Genomic DNA, 22,527 nt, shown 5'->3' with positions numbered 1-22,527 from the left:
AAATTATTTCCTCATAAATTTGGGAAATTCATTCAATATAAAGAAACAAGGCAAAGCTTTACAATGGAAAGGATATACAGAATTATGAAACTCTTATGCCCGAATTGCAATCGAGAAGTTGAGCAGAAGGTTCTTAGTGTAAAATATAGAAAGAATGGGACTGAATATACTTTAAAATGTACCAATTGTGGATACACTTACAAGAAATTCTTTGAGGATGAAAAAATGGTGGATGTTAAGGTAATTTGGAGCTGGAGGGATAAATCTGAAGTTAAGAGAATAAGCAAGTTGGAGGAGGATATAATAACTGTCGGCGATGAAGTTAAAGTGGATGGGATAAATTCTCAAATAACCGCTATCGAAAGTGATGGTAAGAGGGTAAAGAGTGCTAAGGTTAAGGATATTGATACCCTGTGGGCAAAGAGATTTGATAAAGTAGTAGTTAAAATCTCGGTAAATAGGGGTTCAAAAACGGTGTCTTATGAAATAATAGCACATCCAGATGAAGAGTTCTATGTGGGAGATATAATAGATGTTGAGAAAATGCACGCAGTGATCCACAAGATAAAAACTAAGGAAAGATTCGTGATGAGGGGTGGAGCCCTTGCGAGGGACATAGTGAGAATATATGCTAAGGAGATCAGAGAGGTAAGGGAGTATTAAGAAAATTTAAATAGTGTCATATTTATACACATTTATGGGTGGAAATATGCCAGTTATTGGAGAATCAAGTAAAGTTAAATCTATGTTAGAACTCTTGAATATCGCAAAGATATTGGCTCTTGTTATGGGTATTTTGGGATTTTTGCTTGCAGCTGGGGCTGCTTGGCCCTTGGTCTATGGGGCATGGTCTAGCCTGTTTGGTGCAATATACTGGATAATTGCGGCTATAATAAATCTGATGGCTTACATGAGAATGGATGAGTTTGTGGGCATGGTAAAAGAGAGGAGATATTCTGAATTTTACGATATTTTGATAACTTGGATGGTCTTGACCCTCGTCTTTGGGGTAATTGTTGGGGTGCTATTGCTCATAGTATTCATAGAAGTTAATGAACTCAAGACCTCTTCAGAATTCAGCACACCACCCCAGGCACCCCCACCACCTCAGTAGAAAGGTTTTTATTAAATCATCCTTTTTTTGTTTTATGCTTGAAGAAGCTTTTGAAAATGTTGTACCTTATATATCCAATTTAAGAGAGTTGAAAGAATTTGTTGAAGAGAATAAAAATAAGAGTGAAAATGAAATTTTGAGCATATTGAAAGAAAAGGTAGAGAGCTCGCAAGGCACTTTGAAAACAGACTTTAGAATTCTGCTCAATGAATTTGGGAAAATCATTAATAAGAGGATGTAGATTTATGGTGGTGGATTTAAGGGAGTTGCTGAAGAAAATATTCGCATTGAAGGGCATAGAGGTGTTGGATAGGGAGCCTTATGATTATATCTGGGTTCGCCATGAAGAAGGTCTTGAGCTTATCTATCTTGAGGAAAATGAGGATGTAGATGGTGATTATGTTCTCTCTTTTGCGAGAAATACAGAGCAGGTACATGCTTCTAAAACCATAATATGTATTAAAGAATGCACCCAAGATGCTCGTAAAATGGCAGAGAAATTGGGTATTGAGTTATTGAATAGGGCAGAATTTGCCCGTGTTCTTGGAGAGCTTATAATTGAACTTTACGAGAGCAACAAGCTTGAGGAGTTGAATATTTTGGAGGAGGAAGATGTTGAGGTTGAAGACTTTGAGGAGCTCGAGAGTGAGGATGAGGATGTTATACCCATTTTTTTGGAGGAAGTTGGAGATGGTGAAGAGAGGATAATCAAGCCCGCAATATCTCCTCAAGAAGCTGATAGAATAGCTCGTGAATATGTGCATGGATTCACTCAGGAACTTGTCCTCTTGCCCTATTATGTTTTTGATTACTCTTTGGAAGTTTTAATTGAGGGCACTATACAAACTAAGGCGGTCAAAGGTGTATTGGCTCTTAATGCGTTGAATGGTAAAGGAGAATTCTGGAAGAGGGGATATGAAACGGTTACACGATTGGATATTGAGCATAGAAAAATGGAGCCAAAAATTGATTTTGAAGAAGCCAAGATGATTGCAGAGAAAAGTTTGGAGGAAGAGTATTCTAAAGAGGAAGAAGTGAAAATTGAGGGGGAGAATGTTACAATAATTGAGAAAAGAAAAACAAGACCTAAAAAAGGAAGCGTAAAAACGAATTTTTTGGGATTATACTATCTTCCTGTGTGGATTATGAGCGGAAAAGGCGGAATGATTATGATCAACGCTGTCACTGGTGCAACGATGAAGGGAAAGATTTATTAAAATCTAATTATTATTATGAAAACTGCTATTATTATGATTGCAAGTATTGTCATTATCAGCCAAGACGGAAATTGTGTTCCCTCAATAGGTATGGTTATTTTTCCAGTTTGATTGGAATAGAATACATTTACCTGCTCGGTGTAATGTAAATTTTCATAGTATCCTCTTATAAATGTGTAGTAAGAATTCAAATGTGTACTATTACCATCATCCTGCCATTCTTCGATTCTATCGGCATTTCTTATCAAAAATCCAAGTCCTAGATTCTCTCTCCCAACTTCCACGGTGGTATCTATATTTACTTTCACAAGTCCATTCTTTGTAGGTACAACAGTACCAATCCATGCATGGGGACTCCAGGTACCTTGGGTGTAAACAAGACCGTATTCTACCCAGGCGGGTATACCCAAGCTTCTAGCCATTGAAACAAACACAAAGGATAACTCATCGCAATCACCATCACCTCTATTCCAAGTTTCTACCGCGCTGCTCGGCAGTCCTTTTCTCTCGCTAACATAATGAAAATTATCTACAATTACATTATAAATTGTCCTAAGTTTTTCTAGAACATTTGTATCGTTTTGAGTTAGTTTTTTAGCCACATCCCTGAATTCGTATGGGTCTATCACTATCTCTCTAACATAAGTATGCTCCTTTTCATCATAATATATGAGAGATTCATTATGATTGTACTGCCTTTTTAAGGACTGCGGTATGGCATTCACATCTAAACTATCTTTTATGTTCCATACCTTGGCTAAAACTTTGCCTTGATACACAAGTTTGATTTTTGAGTCATTCTTTAATGGATAGCTCCACACAGTTCTATTATATTCGTTAACTACTCTTTTTTTGAGATTAGAAAGGTCTTCAACACTCACATTTTGAAATTGATTGTTTTGAGGTATAGTTAGATTTAATGTGTAATTTCCCACAGCATTTATGGTTATTATTCTCTCAAATTTGAAGGTCATTTCTTTTGGAATGGCATAGCTTTCAAAGGATGGTGGATTCTTAACTAATCCGTTTATCGTGGGCATCATTATGTAAAGCAAGAGCAAGAACACTGAGATTGCTATTGCCTTTCCTACAATCTTTCCCCTCTTTCTCTCCTTTCCTTTAGCCATTTTCTTTTAACCTCCTTTGGTATTACATTAATCAACACTCCTTTATAAACTTTAGAGTAAAGATAAGGCATGCCTATGAATATGCCGAAGAAATAATAAAGAGGATATAGGTTCCATATTAAAGGCAGTAATGTGAAATTGAATATAATTTGGAGGGCAAAAGCTTTGAGCAAAAATCTCTCTTTTTCACCTTTGTATATCCCATACCCTATAATGGCACCTGTCGATGCGTGAATGGCTGATAGCCCCATTGAGAATAGAAATAGGGACACAATGGCGATGACATAATTTATCTCGTTTAGTTGCTCGTATTTTAAATATTGATACACGATAGCCACAGCCCATATCGCACTTATTCCTAGACCCAGGGCAAAACCGAAATACGGAAGTTCATAGTTCCCTCTTTTTTTTGGAAAATTCAAGTATATAAATTTGAAACTCTCGGTGAATAGGGCGAAAAATATTACGAATATTATGGAAAGATCTAAATAACCTCCAACAGAATATTTAGAGATGAGGAAAAATATAGCGATTATGACCCCCATTATCCATCCTATAAAGTAGTTCCAAAACATTTTTTTCTCATGGAATAAACCTTCTAACTTTCCCCAATAAATGTACAAGAGAGCGAATGATGGAACGAATCCAACAATGGTAGCAATGTAAAATGGTATATCGGCCATAAGGCATTATGCCTTTTTCATTACTTAATTTTTTGGAGTGGCTCTTGCATCTATTACAACATGCCAGATATGGGGTGCGTAAGATTTAACAACCCTTTTGGATATAATACTTATTTTAAAACCATACTTTTCTCCATAGAATTTTAACTCATTCTCCATTTTCCAATCTCTCTCCTCTGTTGTTATGGTGTTGTGATAATGTATTATTCCCCCTTCTTTTTTTAATGCTTTGAATCCTATGCCAAGAAAAGGTTCGGTGTGGATATATCCCATAATAACTCTGTCGGCTATTTTTAATGGAGAGATGTTTCTGTTGTCTCCAAATAGTGGAATTATATTTTCAAGTTGGTTCAATTCTATATTTTCTAAAAGGTATCTGTATGCAATTGGATTTTTCTCACATGCATATATCTTTTTTGCTCTTCCGGACTTTGCTAAGGGTAAAGTAAAGTATCCGATACCTGCAAAGAGGTCCACTATTATTTCGTCCCTTGCATCAATTTTTCCCATTCTTATTCTTTCATCTACATTTCCTGATGAAAACATTATTTTTGCAATATCCAGTTTGTACTTAATTCCATTTTCAATATGAATAGTTTCTGTGCTCTCTCCAAATATTTTTGTAATTCTTGGCTCTCTAAATTCTCCATAAGTTCCATGATATATCACAACGGTTTTTGCTTTTAACACCTCGGCAAATGCCTTACCCACTTCATACCCGTATTTTTTCCAATCTTTGAATTCTTGAAGAATCACAGTATCGCCTATTTTCTCCCAATGGTTTGGAATTTCAATCTCTTTGCCTATCTTATTAACAATTCTCTCATAAGGGGATTTTTTTCTATCTCTCTTTGGTAAATCGATCCATACGGAGCCATCAATTTTCTCTCTTAGTGGAAAATAAATATAATCTCCTTCCTGTACTATTTTCCATTCATCACTCAAAATCTTTTTTTTAAAAAGCCATTTTCTCATTTTTTCCGCATTTTCCTTCTTAACCTTGATTACATAGGGCACAAATGAAGAATGAAAGGCCAAATAAAATATTTTTGAATGGCCAATCATACGCACTCCTGTAGCATGGACTGGAAGATAGCTTTGGGCGTTAGTGACCCACGGGCTGAACACCTCGCCCGAAGGCTCGGTGCTTACACCCGGGCTCTATCAAACCCCTCTTTTAGGGGTGCCCTCAACGGCGTCTCGTTTCAGGGGCCGTTTCGTGCTTAGATGCTTTCAGCACTTATCGGCTACGGCGTGGCTGCCCGGCAATGCCTTGCCAGACAACCGGTAGACTAGAGGCCGCGGAGCCCCGTTCCTCTCGTACTAGAGGCTCCTTCCCCTCAGACGCCGAACACTCCCACGGAAAAGCAACCCTACTGTCTCGCGACGTAGTGAACCCATCTCACGATCCCTTTTAATGGGCGTACAGCCCCACCCTTGGCAGCTGCTGCACCGCCAGGATAGGGAGAGACGACAACGAAGTAGCAAGCCTCCGGGTCGATGTGAACTCTTGCCGGAGACAACTCAGTTATCCCTAGGGTAACTTCTCTCTTATCACCCGCCCCCATCGGTGAGGACTGGGTGGTTCGCTAGGCCCTGGTTTCCCATCTCGGACCCTTGTTGTGCGGATCCGAGTCAAGCCGGCTTTTGCCCTTGCACTCTACGGGGGATTTCTGACCCCCCTGAGCCGACCTTTGGGGGCCCTTGTTTCCTTATCGAGGGCGTGGCGCCCCACCCAAACTGCCCACCTACCGGTGTCCCCGCAGCGCGGGTTAGCGGTACCGCTGAGGAAGGGCGGTGTTCCATCGGCGCCTCCACCACCCCCGGAGAGGTGGCTTCGACGGCTCCCGCCTACCCTCTGCATCCCCAACAATACCGCAACGGCAGGCTGCAGTAAAGCTCCACAGGGACTTCGCTTTCACGTGGGAGAGACTGGATTGTGCACCAGTACATCGGTTTCAGGGGACTCGACCCGGGGACAGTGGGACCCTCGTTGAGCCTTCATGCAAGCCGCCAATTAAGCGGCGAGGTATTACGCTACCTTAAGAGGGTCATAGTTACCCCCGCCGTTTACCGGCCCTTCGCCCGGTTGTACCCGGGTTTCAGGTACCGGCACTGGGCAGGCTTCAGCCGGTATACACACCCTTTCGGGCTTGCACCGACCTATGTTTTTGTTAAACAGTCGGAGTCCCCTAGTCACTGCGACCTACCTCTTCTCGAGGTAGGCACCCCTTCTTCCGAAGGTACAGGGCTAATTTGCCGAATTCCCTCGGGTCGATTGGTCCCACACGCCTTAGGCTTCTCACCCAGGGGCACCTGTGTCAGTTCTTGGTACGGTCGTGGGCTTGACCCCAACGGACTTTTCACGGGCTCCAGGCATCAGCCAAACCCCCCCTAGGAGGGCCCATCACGTCTTCACTCCCTTCTCTCCATTACGGAACTCCAGGAGTTTCAACGCTTAGATACCGCGGCGACGGTACTTGGCCTAGCCCGAAGCGTCATCCGCTGGGCGGAACACCCACGGGGCCGGAATATTAACCGGCTTCCCATTCGGTACACTCCACTTGGGGTGCACCTTAGGACCGCCTAACCCTCGGCTGACGAGCGTTGCCGAGGAACCCTTAGCCCCTACGGCGAAGCCGATTCTCACGGCTCTTTGCTCCTACTCCCGCCAGGATTCGCGATGCCGCGCGATCCACGCCTGCTCACGCAGACGCTTCTCATCCCGCGGCACGCCCCCCTACCGCATCGCCTCTCGGCGGCGGTGGGTCTCGGTGGCCGGCTTAGTCCCGTCCATTTTCGGGGCCCATGACCTCGGCGGGTGAGCTGTTACGCACTCTTTAAAGGGTGGCTGCTTCTAAGCCAACCTCCCCGCTGTCTTAGGCCATGGACGCCCTTTCCATGACACTTAGCCGGCACTTTGGGACCTTAACCCACCTCTGGGTTGTTTCCCTCTCGGGCGTCAAGCTTATCCCGACGACCCTAGCTCCTCCCTTCTACGGCGCCGGCAGGTTCGGAGTTTGAAAGGGTGCTGGGTCCTTTCGGTCCCTGGGCACCCAATCAGTAACTCTACCCCACCGGCTACCTCCGGGAAGGTCTACCTGCGGGCAGTCTCGGGGGGAACCCGCTAATGCCGGCCTAGATTGGCCTTTCACCCCTAGACCCAGGTCAACCGAGCGATTTGCACGTCAGCACCGGTTCGGTCCTCCACCTCCCTTTCGAGAGGCTTCAACCTACCCAGGCCTAGATCGACCGGCTTCGGGTCTCCCTCCGCCGACTCCGGGCGAGCGCACCCCGCCCCTGACCCCATTGCGGGGCTGCGGGCATGTTGCTTTCGCTTCGGTTACGCGCCTTCGCGCTTAGCCTCGCCGACGGACGGAACTCCCTGGCCCGTTCTTCAACACGGACGATGGGACGACGGTCCATTCCAGCTACGGAACTTCTACCCTTTCTCGCCCCATCAGGTTGTCGCCGCCCGGTTTCAGGCTCTTTTCACCCCGCTTCCGCGGTACTTTTCAGTTTTCGGTCACCCTACTAGTTCGCTATCGGACTCGGGGTGTATTTAGAGTTGGATGCCTGATGTCACCCAGATTCCCGCGCCATATCCAAGGCACGGTACTCGGGATACCCGACCTCATAGCCACCAGACTTACCCCTACGGGGCTTTCACCCTCTACGGCGCCTCTTTCCAGAGGACTTCGGGTTCGCCTGGGAGGCATTGGATCAGGTCCCACAACTCCACATCTCCTTCTCCTTTCGGAAAAGGATTCGGTTTGCTCTATTCCGTTTTCCCTCGCCGGTACTCACGGAATCCCTATTGGTTTCTTCTCCTCCGGGTACTAAGATGTTTCAATTCCCCGGGTTCCCCCTCCCATGAGGGAGTGGCCGCCTTAACGACCAGGAGGTCCCATTCGGAGATCCACGGATCTCAGGCTCCATACGCCTCCCCGTGGCGTATCGCCGCTGGGCACGTCCTTCTTCGGCACCCGAGCCAAGCCATTCCCCGGACGGCTTAATGGTGCTACCTTCCAGTCCATTATGCCGGAGTGCGTATGATTGGCCTCATTGATCCTGAGGATCTAAGCCCTTCCCCGATAACCGCGTTATCGAGTGCATACCAAAAGCGCAAGGAGATGTATAGTGAACTCATATTTAAGGCTAACGCCTTACTATTTTTTGGGTATTTAAGATTTATTTTTGATGCATATGGAGCACCTTAGTAAAGTGGAGGCACCAAGAAGGTAAGGTATAAATAGGTTGGTATCTATAACTAAATCAATGTTATCTGGGTTTAAGGAGGTGCGCAAATGAAAAAATCGGTAGTGCTTATGAGTATTTTGATTATATTGATGATGATTTTAGGGGGATTTGGTTATCTGGTGGCTAATTCTAATGCCTATGGTGCTAATTCTAAGAGCTCTGTCGTAGGTGAGGGGAATATAAATAATATGGCAACTTCTCCCACTGGATCCACTACGGGAAACACAGTTTATATTACAAATACATTTGTGATAAATAGAACAACTGTTGGCGGAGGTGGAAGGTATGGATTTGATGCTAATGTGGTAGTAACCCCTACAGGAAAGCTGATTGTTGAAAATGTAACTCTTTATTTTCTTTCGGACATTGATCATAGATATTCTTTGACTGTAGAAGGTGGTTTGTATTTTTATAATGTTACTTTTACAATATCTCATGGTCTTATAAAACCCTATTATCCATTTAATTTTATCATAAAAGGTCCCAGTACTGCCAAAGTTGAGATAATAAATAGCAGACTTTTGTATCCTGGATGGTTCAATGTTACTGACAAGCATGGTAATGTAATTATCGAAAACACGATTTTTGGAAAAATGGTAAAGAATCCTGCAGATTATCCTGCCCCTCCCAACTATGGCCCAACACCTTATTTTTACAACTCTCTTGCGTACATTATGAATACTAGGTTTACAAATATGTTTACAAACGAAAGTGGGGGAAATGGTCTTGTAGGTTATGTGAATGATACATATAGGTATACAGTTACTGTCTCCTCTGGAGTTACATTTAATCATTTCTTGAAGAGTCCTATTGATAAATATTCAGATTATTGGAATTATGTTATGCTTAAAGACATTGAAGTGGGAATAGTTTATTCTAATACCAGTGATTATGATCCTTCATCATCCAATTTTATAATGGTCTATAATGGAACGCAGTTACTCAATATATCGTTTCCAGGAACAAAGGGAACAGGAATGATTAAGGAAAATGTTCCTTTTTATCCGTATGAGATGACACCTAACCAATTTTATCAAAAACTCTTGAATGGAGATATAAAGTTATATGCTACAAATACAACTAATGGTACTTTAACTATCTCAAAAGTTTATATTAACATTTATATCGAAGCGAATCTGCTGAAATATGGGGTAAATAAATTCTCTTTCAATTCTATAGGTTCAACCCTCTATATGAGAGATGTGTATGTGGATGTAAACTATCAATCAAGGGAGAATCTTGGAACTACTCATAACACATTTTTTGTTAATGATAATTCAAAAATATATGCCTTGAATTTAACGGTAAATGATACAGGAACACAACCTAGATATGATACCGCATTTTTGATTAGAGATTCATACTCCCAAGTATACATTTTGAGATACACACATGTAAATGTTCAATTCCGTGGAATACCTATTAATGGACTGACAGTTAAAGCAAAACCAAATCCCGTAGATGTAAATAGTAATCCAAGCATTGCCTCTCAGATATTAGGTATTATTTCAAGTTATGTGCAATATACACGCTTAATACCAGGTATGAAGTTAGGTGATGTTCAGATTTCTAATGGGTATGTGTATGATACAACAGTAAACGGGAATGTAACTCTACCTTTGCTCTCTGATATAATCAATGCGAGCGAGATGCCAAATAGTAAGTATTTAGGTATCTATGCTCTTTCTGTCGAAAATAGTACCAAAGTATTTTCAACCTTGCAGATAGGACTTAGCTACTATCCGTGGCTTTTACCTAGCAATAATACTCTAAATGTTAATGTGGCCCTTTCGAGATATAAAGATATAGATATGCATATTAATTATGAGGAGGTGGTAAGTGCTCAACCCTATGTACCAGGTAAAGAGATAGTGATTAAAACACAAGTAGAGAACCTAGGAAAAGACTTAGCAAACGATGTAAAATTGTATGTATATATCAATGGGAATCTGTATAATGTTTATGATTTAGGAAATATAAATGGCAAAGGTAAAAAAGATTTTACATATAAGATAGGTGGAAGTTGGCTTGGCACAAATGGAGTATATAACATAAGCGAGCAGGTGGTACAGGTATGGGATTACAACTTAGCAAACAATAGAATTTATAGAGATATCAATGTCGGTAGTATTGGAACAAGTAATTGGCAGGTTGGAACTCCTTTAAGATATCACAAAATTTGGGTTAACTTAACAGTGTATAGCGTTTATTCTTGGAATAACATTAAAATAAATCTCTACCTGGATAATACTTCTAACATCATAAATAGTACAATCTTAGATTTGAAAGAGGGTTATAATTACATATCTTTCCAGTGGTATATCAATAAGAACATTTCTGTAGGTTCTCATACTCTCCTTTTGTATATAGCAAACAACAATCTTTATCTTGGGTCTCACTATGTTAATGTTGAAAAAGATGTGAATCTAGCGGTTAATTCTTTAAATATCTCTCCACAATCCCTATATGTAGGGGAAACAGTGAAGATTGCTGCAAATGTGATAAATCTTGGTAAAGAAGAGCCAACATCTGCCATGGTTTATATCAATGTATATGATCCCTATGGCACATTGCTTATAAATAAGACTATACAATACTCTACATCGATCTCCGCATACTCCATATCTATGGTGCCAGATACAGATGGTTCATATGAAGTGATTGTTAAAGTTGTAGCTTCTGGGGACTATAACTCTTCGAATAATATTATGAGTGAGTATTTTATGGTGTATGCAGAGCCATTCAGTGTGCAAATAAATGCGCAAAACGAGTATGTAAATGGAACTAATATAATTGTTAATGCGACATTAAATAGTAATGTTGATGCTAATGTCACTATGGTTCTCTATATACCCCAGTGGAATATTGAGCTTGCCCCCATCACTCCACATAATCCAATAAAGGTGGAGATAAACACTCCAATTGTAATAGGATTTGTTATACCAAAGTCTCTTTATCAGAAATATCTGCAAGGTAGAACGTCTATACAAATAGATTACCAATTAAACATTACATCGGATGTTACGGAAGATGCCCTTTACATACATACTGCGCCTACTATAACAATAAAAGAGAAGGTTAATTTTGTTCTTACTGATTTCACAATTTCAGAAGGAAATAAAAAGGTGTCCAGTGTTCCAGAAGGAGTAAAAATAAAAATTGGTTTTATTGCGAGAAACCTGGGAGGTATGCCTGGAAAGTTGAATTACATAGTATTGGATAATGGGAAAGTTATATACAAAGGAAATGTAAGCTCCTTGGCTCCGGGTAGTTATAAGGCCATTATTTTTAATTACACAAGTAATGGAATAGGAGAACATAATATAGTTGTGAAGTTAAATCCAAATAAGACAGTGGAGGAAAGCATATATGGAGATGATATCGGAGTTAAGAAGATTAATGTGCTCTTACCTGCTATGAAAGTGATGTTTACAAGTTATTCTCTTGAGCACAATGAGAAAATATACGCTGGAGATACATTGGTTGTAGTGGTGAAGATAATAAATCTTAATGCAACACAATCTCAGGGCAAAACTGTTTATATGAAAGGTGTGACTGTGCAACTCACTCTTACTGGGGGATTGGGAACTTATACGCAGAAGACAAATGCCTATGGTCTTGCAATCTTCCACATAAAGGTTCCTGCCAAAGGTACTTATACTCCTCAGTTAACTCTCTCGTATGAGGGCACAGAGACAAGGTATAATCCTCAGACCACAATAACGGTACAAGAGAAACCATATACTATACCTTGGCTTTGGATCATAATAATTGTTGTTGTGGGCGCAATCGTAGGATTCTTCTTGTACGGCTATATATCTTTCAAGAAAGAGGCACCAGAATATATGGTCTGTGGCAACTGCGGCCATCTTGTGCCCGCTGATGCAGAGAAGTGTCCATACTGCGGTGTTGTGTTTGAGAAGGAGAAAGTAAAGTGTCCAACATGTGGCTCTTGGATTGATGAAGACTCGAAATTCTGTCCAGTTTGCGGCACTATCTTCATGCCTCCTGAGGATCCAGAATACAAGAAGTATGAAAAGCTAAAGGAAAATTACGATAGATATTTAAGTAAATACAGAGATGAAGCGAAGAAATACATAGGTGAGGAGTATACAGAAGAGGAGTTCTACAAGTGGTGGAAGACCAATCCAGAATTCATATCGTTTTTAGAATGGGTCAAGAGGCAGGAAGAAAAGATAGAGGGAGATACTGTAAAATGCCCAGTTTGCGGTGCATTAAATCCAAAAGGTGCTAAGATTTGCAGAGTGTGCGGCTCTCCTCTGCCAACTGGGGAAGAGAAGAAGGAAAAGAAGGAAGAAGGTGAAGGTAAGAAAGAGCAGAAAGAATCAAAAGAATCATCGATTCCTCCTGAAGAGTTAGAAAGGTTGCAGAGGCCAGGGGTAGTTACTGTGGAAGAATGGGCAAAGAGAAAGGAGAAAGAGGAAAAGAAAGAAGGAAAAGTCTCGGAGAAGAAGGAAGAAAAGAAGGAAGAGAAGCCAGTGATAAAGAAAAAGCTAATAAAGAAGGTTATAGCAGTGAAGAAGGAGGAAAAGAAATAAATTAGCTGGATAATACTTCTTCTACTCTTTTTAATACTTCTTCTGGTTTTTTGTAATATGCAGCTACAATCCTTGCAACATCTCTGTAATATCTAACTCCAAGTTTTTCCATATACTCTAAAATTCTCTCTCTTCTCTTAACTTCCAACTCCATTCTCCTCTGACTCCACCCTTTTATGGCAGAGATTTTCTCGTAAATATAACTATGTCCGCTGTAATTAAAGGTATCATCTGCAGGATTCCATGTATAGGCATTATTTGTTATTATTTCGTTTGTTTCTGGGTCTAGTCCAACTATTTCGGTTATTGATTTAACTCTCCTGGTCATTGCAGTGCCTACTTTCACTTGAGCTTGTAGAATTACGATATCTAGTGCAGTTATCAAAGCTCTGGGTAAATTTATGGGTGCGTTCTCAAATCTATGAACCATTGATTTAACATCATCAGCATGGAATGTCGTATAGCATGTCTTCCCTGTTGCCATAGCTTGGAATACTGTGTATGCTTCTGGACCCCTAACCTCTCCTACCATTATGTATTGGGGTCTCTGCCTAAGTGCGGCTTTGAGCAAATCGAACATATCTATCTCTCCGGGTCTTTTACCCGTTACCGGATTAGGTTCTCCCAACCCCTCTCTAGTTAGTGATGGAATCCAGTTTTCATGAGGTAAATTTAACTCTCTTGTATCTTCTATACTTGCTATTTTCATATTGGGAGGAATGAAAAGAAGAATGGCATTTAGGGTGGTGGTTTTTCCGCTGGCTGTGCCTCCACATACAATTATACTCATCCCGTTCTCTACTGCAAGCCATATGTAGGCCATCATTTCCCTACTCATCGTTTTAAATCTTATGAGGTCAATGGGAGTGAATGGATTTGGTTTGAATCTTCTTATTGTAAAAGAGGAGCCTCTCTTTGTGACATGCTTTCCTAAGGTTGCCTGCAACCTGGAGCCATCTGGTAGAGAGGCATCTACCATCGGGTTTGATATGGATATATGTCTTCCTGATTTTTGGACTATCCATATCACATAATTGTCCAATTCATCCTCTTTTTGAAATTTCAGATTTGATCTGATAGAGCCGTACATTCTGTGATAGATATAAATTGGTATATTCACACCATCACAGGATATGTCTTCCACTTCACTATCATGCATTGGGACTTGGACCAGTCCATATCCAAGGAAATCCCTATAAACATAGTATTTTAGCCTATCAAGAACCACGGAGTCAACAGGGGTATTCATTTCTTCTATTATTTCCTCAGTTTTTTCCATAAGATACTCTTTTCTTTCCTCATCATTTTCAAAATCTTTTAATTCAAGCACTTCAATTAATTTGGATTTTATATTTTCAAGAATCTTTTTCTCATCATCGGTGATGGGTGGTTCAATCACCTCATAGATGTATTCACTTGTTACCTCATCAAATAGTATTCTAACATAAGAGTATGGCTCCTCTATTGGATCAACCTCAATCTCCTTTATACTTGGAGATTTTATTTCGGGTAATGGAGTGATGTTGCTGCCATGAGCTGTATGTTTTTTGGGAGTTTTAACCTTTAATTTTTCACTTTTTATTATAGGTCTCATCATATTCACGATTTTTAGTTTTGTTGGAATCTCCTTTTTTGATATGGCCATCTATATCACCTCATACGGCCCCCAATAGCCTTAGAATGAAGTATCCCGAGGCAAGAAGAACAAAGGCCCATACGAAGCCACTTTTTACTCTTCCATCTGAGAGTATGCCTATCATTATTCCATCTCCAACCCCATGGATTATGGTCGCTATTACAAATAACAGGGTTATTATTGGGACATATTCGTATGCTATACCCCCTCCGGGTAAAGCACCGGCAACGGATGCCTTTTTAAAGCTCTCCTCTACAGCCATACCTGCTTTGCCCATCTCTGGTAGAAATGAGTTGTTTAGAATTATAATAGTTGCTAAGAAAACAAAGAATGAAGTTAGGAGAACAAAACCATAGGTAAACATCTCTATGTTTCTCTCTTTAGCAGCTAATTGAGATTCCCTTGCATTTCTTGCAACCATTGAGAGAACATCTGCAATATTACCTCCGGCTTCGTTTGATTTTATTATTATTGCCGTTATTCTGTCTATCAGTGGAGTTTTAACCCTTTCGTTAAATGATAGCAGTGCGTCCTTAACTGGAACTCCCCAACTTATCTTTGAAGCCATTCTCTTTATCTCGTCTGTAAGGGCCCCATATTTGCCAGAAGAAGCCACTACGATGGAGTCTGCAAGGGTCATACCAAATCTTGAGGATTCTGCCACATCCCTGAGGAAATCCGGAAATCTCTCTTCCATCTTCTTTATTTTCCTTGTATGGAGCATATCGTATATTCCAGGTCCAAATAAGAATGCAGATGTACCTATAACTATAAAATCAAGGGGGATTAGGCCAAAAATATTAGTTTTTTTGAGGTAGAGCATTATTCCAATACTTATGAATATTGCAGCTATAAATGCAGACACATAAAATATAAGTTTTTCCTTGTTCATTCCGCCACCTCCTTACTCGTGCTGTATATGAAGTAGCTAAATACGAAGATTAGAACAGGAATCATAACTACAACGATTATTTCTAAAAGCATAACCGTACTTGCTGCACTATTCTTATTTATAAGTGCCATTATTGCTATTATAACAACTAAGAATAGGGGGAATGCAACACCAACAGTTACATAAATTTCTGCAAATAATCCCAAGCTCTCCATATTTTTCTTTAACATCAATCTTTTTTCTTTCTCGTACTCTTCTGATTTGGACATAAAGAATGGCTTTAGCCTACCTCCTGAAGTTGCAGTTGTTATAACTCCTTGCAGAAATTCTTGCCATTTCACTGAAGGACTCCTCCTAGACGCTTCTTCAATTGCCGTGAGTATATCCTTTCCCAGAAGCTCTGTATCTCTTGTAATCCATTCTGCCTCTTTTGCTATCTCTCCATACTCTTTTCTTGTTGATAGCTCTTTGAAAATTGAGGCCACGGTAACATCCGCCGATGATAATGCGGCAATGAAATTCACAGCTGTTGGAAGATGAGTATCAATATCTTTGGCCCTTTTCTTGGCTTTAGATGCAGGGGATGAGATCAGGGAGAAGTATGTCATTATTGGAATAATTACCATCATAAATATTCCTATTAAGAGAAACAAAATAGTAATCATTTTATTTCCGAGGGATAGCCCCATAAGAACGAGCATAGCTGCCATAACTATGCCTATGACTCCAACTAAGAGTGTGGTAAAATATACATATGCAAGGTATTCCTGAGGCCTTAAAAGAATATGCGCTTTAAGTAAATCCATTTCGAGTTTGGAGAATTTCTTCTTTTTCACAGATTTTTCTGCCATTTTTCCCATGAGCTTCCAAGCCAATTTATGGTATGGATCTAAATTTATGTATGTGGGCAATGAGCCCTTAGGTAATTTCACTTTATAGGGTCTGTTTGGAGGAGTGGGTGCGTATTTTGCAAATAATTTGGCAAAGAGTTTCAACTTTTCACCTCCCCAAGTTTGAGACGTGCTTCTTCTGCAGTTCCTATTGGATCCTTGTAATAATTGGCTATTGTTTTCCAGATATCTCTGAAATCTAAAATCTCTTTTTTAACCCAATATTTTACTATATCAACTCTTCTTTCAAATTCCTCCATCATTTCGTTATGGGTCATGTTCTTCATAGTCATTATCTTGTCAAATAGATAACTATGCCCTTTGAATTTGTGCGTATCCCTGGCCTGATCCCATTCAAAAACCACATTTGTTATTAACTCATTTGTTTCTGGCTCAAACCCAACATTCTCCACGAGCTGTGTAATCCTCCTAGTGATTCCTTCCTTCGTTCTCACTATTTTCTGAATAATGACATTGTTTAATGCGGTCATAAGAATTCTCGGGCAGTTTATTGGTGGATTTTCAAGTCTATGAATCATAGAAACAATAGAATCTGCATGCATCGTTGAGTATGTGGTATGTCCTGTGGCCATTGCTTGAAACATTGTATATGTTTCTTTACCTCTAACCTCTCCCACAATTATGTAGTTAGGTCTCTGCCTCAATGCAGCCCTAACTAAATCGTACATATCAATTTCTCCTGCAGATTTACCTGTTATGGATGCCTCACCTATACCACTCCTGGTTGTACCTGGAATCCAGTTTTGATGTGGAAGGTTTATTTCTCTTGTATCTTCTATACTAACAATCTTCGCGGTTGGAGGTATGAACATAGAGAATGCATTAAGCGTGGAGGTTTTTCCACAAGCTGGACCTCCGATGACTATGGCACTCTCCCCATGCTCAACCATCAACCAAAGATATGCAACAATCTCTGGGGATGCAGTGCCAAATAAAACTAACTCTGTGGGAGTAAATGGCTTCTCTTTGAATCTTCTGATAGTAAAAGTTCCCCCTCTAGTAGTGACTTCTCTTCCATAGGTGGCTTGTACTCTATGCCCCTCGGCAGTTGTTCCATCCAATATGGGCTCTGCTACAGATATCTGCTTTCCACATTTCTGGGAGATATACACTATGAAAGAGTTAAGCTCATCATCATCCTTGTATACCAATTTAGTTTTAATGGACTGATATTTTTTATGAAAGACATAAATGGGAACGCCAACACCATCGCATGATATGTCCTCTATGTATTCATCCCTAATTAATCCCTCGATTTTCTGATAACCCACATGGTCCCTAACAACATAATAGAGTATTCTCTCCTTTGATATTTTATCTATCTTTATATCTCTACTCCTTAAGAAACTGTCTACACTCTCCCTTAAATATTGCTCTCTGTCTTTGTTGGTCATAATCTCCCATTCATATTTTAGAGTTCTATCAAGGGTATCATTTATCTCATCGAGTAATCTCTGCTCTTCATCTGTGAGAGGTGGCTCTATTAAATCATAAATATACTCATACTCCTCCCTATCATATATTATTCGAGTGTAAACATAAGGGGGATAAACTGGATAAACTTCAACAGTTTCGTAATTTTCCTTTTCAAGTGGGGGAATTGGAGTGATATCACTGCTTCTCCCGACTTCGAATTTTGGGATTTTTATTTTAACTTGGGGTTTTACGATGCCTTGAAATATTGAGAAATTCAATTTCTTTATTCCTTTGGGCATCATTAGGAGCTCACCTCTACCTCAATATACACCATCCTAACTACAACATTCCAAACATTGTAAAGTTGTATTTTATTGCCTGATATTGTATAATATGGATAATTTGGGTTTTGAAGCGAGGAGGGATTGTCGGTATATAAAATCCCGCTTTCATTGAGCATATTCGATATTTCTTGAATCCAATACTTTGTGAAATTCAATGGCATGAGTCCATAATAGTAAGTATCGTTAATAGTCAGATTTAGTTCTTTTCCACCTAGAAAGTATGTTTGGGTGTAAACTCCTTGCAATGTTACTCCTAAACTCCTTGTTTCCACTCCAGTAACTGTGACTGGGGGTCCATATATGTTTTCCATAGTCATACTCACATTAACATGGCCGCTCACATTTTGGAACTTCATATTTGGCTTAATAGGCATAATCGCATTTTTTGCATAGAAATTATACCTAATTATAGCTCCGTTTTCATAGGAGAATGTTTCAGGTACATAGTATCTATTGGGGGCAGTGAATTGTATACTTCCCTGAGAATGCAAGCTAACATAGTTGGAATAGTTGTCTACAAAACTCACTGTCATATTGTATGTGGAATTAAGTCCTGCAGGATAAACTGATAATTGCCCATATGTGGGAGAAGCGACCACAGGTACCCCTGGAGCTCCGAGTTTAATAGGAACATAGGCTGTGTAATTTGTATTTTTAGTTAGAGTGAGTATATCAATTACACTTCTAAGTTGAGAGAGCTGAGATAGAACTTCCATATCATGCTCTGCCTCGTTCTCTTTAATTTGTACAGGCACGACCTGAACCATAAACATTGAGAGCAAGGATGTGAATATCATAAGGGCGAATATAGTGCCTACCGTTGAAGCTATACCTTCCTCCTTCCTTCGGATTCTTCTCATAAACCCAACACCACTTAACCATAGGGGAGAAATGTTATTTAAACTTATCTTCCATAGTATTCCACTTTGCCGCTATAATTTCTTGAACCAAGCGTGCAGCCAATATGGATGTATTTCCATTATCATATGGTGGACACACTTCTGTTATATCGGCACCTATTAAATTGGGAGCGAGAAAATTTATGATGTTTTTTACATCCATAGGGCTTAATCCAAAGAACTCAGGAGTGCCTGTTCCGGGAGCATAGGCTGGGTCAATACCATCTATATCGATAGATAAATATACTTTCTGGACATCCAATATTTCCATGGCTTTTTTTATTGTTCTTTTCCATCCCAATCTTTGAAATTCATATGAATCAATCCATTCGTAATTCAAATCCTTTGCATCTTCAACTTCTTCTTGAGATGCTGATCTCACTCCTATTGAAATTATTTTGCCATTTAAGATATCATATGCCCTTCTGGCAGTGCAAGCGTGGCTGTACTTATTTCCTAAATATTCATCTCTAAAATCTCCATGGGCGTCTATGAATATTATACCTGCATTTAATTTTTTTAGAGCCTTTGCAGCACCGATGGTTATTGAATGCTCCCCACCAATCATTATTGGAAATTTATTGGGTAGTATGGATTGCATTGTGGAATAAACTGTATCGATTACATCCTCTACATTTCCAAATTCATCAAGGGTTCCAATATCGCCCATATCATGAATTGGGAGTTCTGAGAGAGAAATTTTATGCTCCATAACATAACTTTCAAGGTTATATGATGCTTTTCTTATCTCGTCAGGTGCAAATTTTGAACCATGCCTATAAGAGGATGTTCCATCAAACGGAACGCCAAAAATTATGAAAAAAGATTCGTTAAAATTCTTATTCGCATCTGCAAAATGCAGAAGCATATTTATTCGCCCATAACTTTCATTATCTTCCTTTTTCCCAATGCTTCCCAGTACTGTACATTCTTTCCCGGAGATATTTGGTCTTTTAGCTCCTCGGGGATAGGTAACTCAAATGTCTCAAAGGTTTCAGAGTCCATCAATTGGACTTCATCACCCATGACTGCGAGAACCTGAGCATCTCTCTTTTCAATTATTGGAACTTTTACCTTGTGCTTCACAGGATACACCAAGCTTCTTTTCTGGCCATCAAAGACCCCTATGGCGACTATTCTTGCCTTTGCTTCTCCATGCTTCCCTGGCTTGCTTGTGGTCATTTCAACTATCTTGCATGGCTCATCATCAACAACCATATATCCTCCAACCTTGAGTTCTCGAACCTCAACATCTCTCCATGACATTTTTAATCCCTCGTAGGGTAAATGGGATTCGCTTTATATAGATTTTCTTTCAAAAGATTTTTATTTTTGTGTCCAATATCCACTAAAATGGAAGAAAATAATAAGGGAAATCTATGGCGTGATACATTTAAAGATGTTGTTATCTCAATCATAATAGTTCTCGTTATCTTTCTCTCTCTATATGCTTATGCTCAAACTTGGCCTCCTATAGTGGTAATAGAATCTGGAAGTATGCAGCATGGAGATTTATCTCATATAGGAACTATAGATACGGGAGACATAGTTATAGTTAAGAAAGTTTATTCTGCAGATGATGTTGTAAGCTATGTTGAAGGAAGAATGAAAGGATATGAAACATATGGAGATTATGGAGATGTTATAATTTACAAATGTCATGGTGAGTTGATAATACATCGTGCCATAGTTTACCTGCATTGGAATGGAAAAGAATGGAAAATAAGAGGATTTGAAAATGGAAATTATCCTTCTTGGCTGCATGTGACTAAGGATTATATCACAATTGATAATGTGGGTTATGAACACAAAAAAATAATCATAAATTTGCAGAAATTAAATCCCAATGTTGTTGGAAAGGAAGGGTTTATTACAATGGGAGATCATAATCTGGCAAGATTTGGGCCTAGTGCTTATGATCAGAGTACCTCCGGCTTCATTCCCATATGCCCCTATCTTGTAAATTATAATATGATTGTGGGTGTAGCTAGGGGAGAAATTCCATGGTTCGGCGCTATAAAACTATATTTGACACATACGAATACCGAAGAGATACCATCAAACACCAATGTGAATCTTGCCATTTCTCTTATTGTACTTGTAGCAGGCTCTGTGGGTATTGACTATGCAATTGCTCATAGAGAAGAAATAAAAAGAAAATTAAGGAGGTTAAAAGAATAATTTTTTCTGAGACGCCAATTTTACCTCATTGAGTTCAGCTAAAAATTCATCTTCAAAAATTATTTTCTTTACTTCCTGCACAGGAAGTGCTAACTCTATTATCTTTGTTCTTCCATATCTCCCAAATGATTTTACCTTGGTCGAAATCAATCCAAGCATGTCCATGTCTGAGATTAAATCAGATACCCTTCTTTGTGTTAGGGGAGATGCTCCGATTCTCTTAGAAAGGGTACTATAAATGTGATATAGTTCCCCGGTAGTAAGTGTGTTGTTTCCTGCCTCCTCATTTAATGCAATTCCTAAAAGCACGATCTTTGAATGAAGAGGGAGAGTTTTTATGGCTTCAGTTATGCAATCCATCTCAATCTTGTTCTTTGCTAAATAGACATGTCTATCCGTGACTTTTTCAGCGCCTTCTCTCTCGGCAATCTCAATGGATATTCTCAGTAAATCTATGGCTCTCCTTGCATCTCCGTGCTCTTGCGCTGCTATGGCTGCACATATGCTTATTACCTCATCGCTCACAGCATCGTCCTTAACTGCTATTTTTACTCTCTCAGACAATATATCTTGGAGTTGAAATGCATTGTAGGGAGAGAAAATTAGTTTTTCCTGCCCCAGCCTGCTTTTAACCCTTGGGTCTAGCAAATCGGTGAATTTGAGCTCATTTGATATACCTATAACGCTTAGCCTCGAATTTTTCATCTCAGAATCCAAAAGAAGAAGTTGGTAGAGGATATCATCTCCGCTCTTTGCCACGAGCTTATCAATTTCATCAAGAACTAAAACAACTATCCCATTCCATTCATCAATTCTTTCCTTAACCGTGGAGAAAACCTTGTCCATGGGCCAACCTGTGAATGGTATTTTCTCATCCCAATCTTCTATGAAATAGTTTCCAAGATTTTGGAGGATGGAATACGGGGTATCAACAGTTTCACAATTCAAATATATGTACTCAATTTTCTTCTTTGCATACACTTTTTCAGCCCTTTTTAGTTCCCTTCCCACATATCTGACTACTGCCGTCTTTCCAGTCCCCGTCTTTCCAAATATTAGCACATTTGAAGGTTTATTTCCCTCTAACGCGGTTACTAAAATTTCAGCTAATCTATCTATCTCCTTCTCCCTGTGTGGCAGAGAATCTGGTAAGTAATCTGGATATAGGGCCTCTCTGTTTCCTTTAAAAAGCGAGAGTTTGCGCATGTGCTTCTCAAACAAGTTCACCTGTCCCATGATTCCACCCGAAGTAAAGGTAGGTATGATATGAAAGTTAAAAAAGATTTTT

The 22,527-nt window shown here is 39.9% G+C and carries 17 protein-coding genes and 1 rRNA gene; 6 read left to right on the top strand and 12 right to left on the bottom strand.

The genetic code is table 11. From position 1 onward, the window contains the following. The first annotated feature begins 84 nt into the window (after nucleotides 1-84). Genes ABOO_RS00095 through ABOO_RS00080 form a run of 4 tightly spaced genes read left to right on the top strand, consistent with a single transcriptional unit; the run spans nucleotide 85 to nucleotide 2,331 of the window. A complete protein-coding gene (locus tag ABOO_RS00095; protein WP_236614188.1) occupies nucleotides 85-663 on the top strand; it encodes an HVO_0476 family zinc finger protein in 579 nt (192 codons plus the stop codon). A gap of 34 nt (nucleotides 664-697) precedes the next feature. Then, a complete protein-coding gene (locus tag ABOO_RS00090; RefSeq protein WP_008085554.1) occupies nucleotides 698-1,114 on the top strand; it encodes a hypothetical protein in 417 nt (138 codons plus the stop codon). 34 nt (nucleotides 1,115-1,148) lie between these two features. Next, nucleotides 1,149-1,355 (top strand): hypothetical protein, encoded by a 207-nt coding sequence (locus tag ABOO_RS00085; RefSeq protein WP_008085388.1) that lies wholly within the window; start codon nucleotides 1,149-1,151, stop codon nucleotides 1,353-1,355. A 4-nt stretch (nucleotides 1,356-1,359) separates the two neighbouring features. After that, nucleotides 1,360-2,331 carry a hypothetical protein gene (locus ABOO_RS00080; RefSeq protein WP_008085392.1) on the top strand — a complete coding sequence of 324 codons (972 nt, stop codon included), beginning with the start codon at nucleotides 1,360-1,362 and terminating at the stop codon, nucleotides 2,329-2,331. Here ABOO_RS00080 and ABOO_RS00075 read toward each other — a convergent pair. The 4 genes from ABOO_RS00075 to ABOO_RS00060 all read right to left on the bottom strand — a co-directional run bounded on the left by ABOO_RS00075 (nucleotide 2,328) and on the right by ABOO_RS00060 (nucleotide 8,172). After that, nucleotides 2,328-3,458 carry a transglutaminase-like domain-containing protein gene (locus ABOO_RS00075; protein ID WP_008085452.1) on the bottom strand — a complete coding sequence of 377 codons (1,131 nt, stop codon included), beginning with the start codon at nucleotides 3,456-3,458 and terminating at the stop codon, nucleotides 2,328-2,330. The two genes, ABOO_RS00080 and ABOO_RS00075, sit on opposite strands and share 4 nt — an antisense overlap. After that, nucleotides 3,419-4,141, bottom strand: coding sequence for a hypothetical protein (locus ABOO_RS00070; protein WP_012997018.1), 723 nt, complete (start codon nucleotides 4,139-4,141; stop codon nucleotides 3,419-3,421). Before ABOO_RS00070 ends, ABOO_RS00075 begins: the two co-directional genes overlap by 40 nt. 24 nt (nucleotides 4,142-4,165) lie before the next feature. Further along, a complete protein-coding gene (locus ABOO_RS00065; protein WP_008085383.1) occupies nucleotides 4,166-5,206 on the bottom strand; it encodes a class I SAM-dependent methyltransferase in 1,041 nt (346 codons plus the stop codon). Between the two features lie 21 nt (nucleotides 5,207-5,227). Next, nucleotides 5,228-8,172, bottom strand: a 23S ribosomal RNA gene (locus ABOO_RS00060). Between the two features lie 276 nt (nucleotides 8,173-8,448). Between ABOO_RS00060 and ABOO_RS00050 the strand changes: the two genes are divergently transcribed. Next, nucleotides 8,449-12,960 (top strand): CARDB domain-containing protein, encoded by a 4,512-nt coding sequence (locus ABOO_RS00050; RefSeq protein WP_012997017.1) that lies wholly within the window; start codon nucleotides 8,449-8,451, stop codon nucleotides 12,958-12,960. Between the two features lies 1 nt (nucleotide 12,961). On the opposite strand, the gene ABOO_RS00045 is transcribed toward ABOO_RS00050, so the two are convergent. From ABOO_RS00045 to ABOO_RS00015, 7 genes are read right to left on the bottom strand one after another with little or no spacing between them, the layout of a single operon-like run. Then, nucleotides 12,962-14,605 carry a type II/IV secretion system ATPase subunit gene (locus ABOO_RS00045; RefSeq protein WP_008085558.1) on the bottom strand — a complete coding sequence of 548 codons (1,644 nt, stop codon included), beginning with the start codon at nucleotides 14,603-14,605 and terminating at the stop codon, nucleotides 12,962-12,964. Nucleotides 14,606-14,615: 10 nt separating this feature from the next. Next, nucleotides 14,616-15,488, bottom strand: a complete 873-nt coding sequence (locus ABOO_RS00040) for a type II secretion system F family protein (RefSeq protein WP_008085531.1) — start codon at nucleotides 15,486-15,488, stop codon at nucleotides 14,616-14,618. Continuing rightward, on the bottom strand, nucleotides 15,485-16,483 hold the full coding sequence (locus ABOO_RS00035) for a type II secretion system F family protein (protein ID WP_008085480.1): 999 nt from the start codon (nucleotides 16,481-16,483) through the stop codon (nucleotides 15,485-15,487). Before ABOO_RS00035 ends, ABOO_RS00040 begins: the two co-directional genes overlap by 4 nt. After that, the gene (locus ABOO_RS00030; protein ID WP_012997016.1) at nucleotides 16,480-18,117 is read right to left on the bottom strand and encodes a type II/IV secretion system ATPase subunit; all 1,638 of its coding nucleotides are present in this window, start codon (nucleotides 18,115-18,117) and stop codon (nucleotides 16,480-16,482) included. The genes ABOO_RS00035 and ABOO_RS00030 overlap by 4 nt, the downstream gene beginning before the upstream one ends. After that, nucleotides 18,117-19,019, bottom strand: coding sequence for a hypothetical protein (locus tag ABOO_RS00025; protein WP_012997015.1), 903 nt, complete (start codon nucleotides 19,017-19,019; stop codon nucleotides 18,117-18,119). Before ABOO_RS00025 ends, ABOO_RS00030 begins: the two co-directional genes overlap by 1 nt. Before the next feature lie 34 nt (nucleotides 19,020-19,053). Continuing rightward, nucleotides 19,054-19,926, bottom strand: coding sequence for an agmatinase (gene speB, locus ABOO_RS00020; RefSeq protein ID WP_012997014.1), 873 nt, complete (start codon nucleotides 19,924-19,926; stop codon nucleotides 19,054-19,056). A 2-nt stretch (nucleotides 19,927-19,928) separates the two neighbouring features. After that, the gene (locus tag ABOO_RS00015; RefSeq protein WP_012997013.1) at nucleotides 19,929-20,324 is read right to left on the bottom strand and encodes a translation initiation factor IF-5A; all 396 of its coding nucleotides are present in this window, start codon (nucleotides 20,322-20,324) and stop codon (nucleotides 19,929-19,931) included. 87 nt (nucleotides 20,325-20,411) lie between these two features. On the opposite strand from ABOO_RS00015, the gene ABOO_RS00010 reads away from it, so the two are divergent. Next, nucleotides 20,412-21,239, top strand: coding sequence for a S26 family signal peptidase (locus ABOO_RS00010; protein WP_012997012.1), 828 nt, complete (start codon nucleotides 20,412-20,414; stop codon nucleotides 21,237-21,239). Here ABOO_RS00010 and ABOO_RS00005 read toward each other — a convergent pair. After that, nucleotides 21,228-22,475, bottom strand: a complete 1,248-nt coding sequence (locus tag ABOO_RS00005; protein WP_008085466.1) for an ORC1-type DNA replication protein — start codon at nucleotides 22,473-22,475, stop codon at nucleotides 21,228-21,230. The genes ABOO_RS00010 and ABOO_RS00005 overlap by 12 nt on opposite strands. Between the last annotated feature and the right edge of the window lie 52 nt (nucleotides 22,476-22,527).

The sequence above is a fragment of the Aciduliprofundum boonei T469 genome, assembly GCF_000025665.1.
In the GTDB taxonomy this organism is placed as follows: domain Archaea; phylum Thermoplasmatota; class Thermoplasmata; order Thermoplasmatales; family Aciduliprofundaceae; genus Aciduliprofundum; species Aciduliprofundum boonei.
This window is presented reverse-complemented; position numbering and strand designations above follow the sequence as displayed.

Excerpts from the sequence above, each read along its gene's own strand:
- ABOO_RS00010 (WP_012997012.1), top strand. The coding sequence starts at position 20,412 with ATGGAAGAAAATAATAAGGGAAATCTATGGCGTGATACATTTAAAGAT.
- ABOO_RS00095 (WP_236614188.1), top strand. The coding sequence starts at position 85 with ATGAAACTCTTATGCCCGAATTGCAATCGAGAAGTTGAGCAGAAGGTT.
- ABOO_RS00015 (WP_012997013.1), bottom strand. The coding sequence starts at position 20,324 with ATGTCATGGAGAGATGTTGAGGTTCGAGAACTCAAGGTTGGAGGATAT.
- ABOO_RS00065 (WP_008085383.1), bottom strand. The coding sequence starts at position 5,206 with ATGATTGGCCATTCAAAAATATTTTATTTGGCCTTTCATTCTTCATTT.
- speB (WP_012997014.1), bottom strand. The coding sequence starts at position 19,926 with ATGCTTCTGCATTTTGCAGATGCGAATAAGAATTTTAACGAATCTTTT.
- ABOO_RS00045 (WP_008085558.1), bottom strand. The coding sequence starts at position 14,605 with ATGGCCATATCAAAAAAGGAGATTCCAACAAAACTAAAAATCGTGAAT.
- ABOO_RS00050 (WP_012997017.1), top strand. The coding sequence starts at position 8,449 with ATGAAAAAATCGGTAGTGCTTATGAGTATTTTGATTATATTGATGATG.
- ABOO_RS00085 (WP_008085388.1), top strand. The coding sequence starts at position 1,149 with ATGCTTGAAGAAGCTTTTGAAAATGTTGTACCTTATATATCCAATTTA.
- ABOO_RS00040 (WP_008085531.1), bottom strand. The coding sequence starts at position 15,488 with ATGAACAAGGAAAAACTTATATTTTATGTGTCTGCATTTATAGCTGCA.
- ABOO_RS00005 (WP_008085466.1), bottom strand. The coding sequence starts at position 22,475 with ATGGGACAGGTGAACTTGTTTGAGAAGCACATGCGCAAACTCTCGCTT.
- ABOO_RS00025 (WP_012997015.1), bottom strand. The coding sequence starts at position 19,019 with ATGAGAAGAATCCGAAGGAAGGAGGAAGGTATAGCTTCAACGGTAGGC.
- ABOO_RS00080 (WP_008085392.1), top strand. The coding sequence starts at position 1,360 with ATGGTGGTGGATTTAAGGGAGTTGCTGAAGAAAATATTCGCATTGAAG.
- ABOO_RS00070 (WP_012997018.1), bottom strand. The coding sequence starts at position 4,141 with ATGGCCGATATACCATTTTACATTGCTACCATTGTTGGATTCGTTCCA.
- ABOO_RS00090 (WP_008085554.1), top strand. The coding sequence starts at position 698 with ATGGGTGGAAATATGCCAGTTATTGGAGAATCAAGTAAAGTTAAATCT.
- ABOO_RS00075 (WP_008085452.1), bottom strand. The coding sequence starts at position 3,458 with ATGGCTAAAGGAAAGGAGAGAAAGAGGGGAAAGATTGTAGGAAAGGCA.
- ABOO_RS00030 (WP_012997016.1), bottom strand. The coding sequence starts at position 18,117 with ATGATGCCCAAAGGAATAAAGAAATTGAATTTCTCAATATTTCAAGGC.